Origin of the sequence: Pseudoalteromonas sp. 120-MNA-CIBAN-0494 (genome assembly GCF_040308885.1) — a bacterium.
GTDB classification, from domain to species: Bacteria; Pseudomonadota; Gammaproteobacteria; order Enterobacterales; family Alteromonadaceae; genus Pseudoalteromonas; species Pseudoalteromonas nigrifaciens.
Genome location: NZ_JBEOOE010000207.1, coordinates 1 through 248, shown reverse-complemented (window position 1 = coordinate 248; position 248 = coordinate 1). Strand labels below are relative to the sequence as shown.

Sequence of the window (248 nt, the reverse complement as noted above, 5' to 3'; positions counted from 1 at the left end):
ACATTAAAGTGCTTGGTGAAGATGAAAAACCGTATCAAGTGATGCCACAGCTAAACTTTAATTATCGTTCTGCAGACATTTTTAACTCTATCGACTTTAAATTTAATTCAGAACTGACCAATTTCCGTCATCAAGATAATGAATATAATACAGCTACCCGCTTACATTTAGTGCCTAGCTTAATTTGGCCAATACAAGGGCCAGCAGGTTCATTTACCAGTGAAGTTAAATTACTGCAAACTCAGTAC

The 248-nt window shown here is 35.9% G+C and carries 1 protein-coding gene; it reads left to right on the top strand.

What is annotated here, in order from left to right; genetic code table 11:
• Positions 1–248, top strand: a 248-nt coding sequence (gene lptD / locus AAEY55_RS18535; protein WP_350552744.1) for an LPS assembly protein LptD, incomplete at both ends; no start/stop codon positions are given.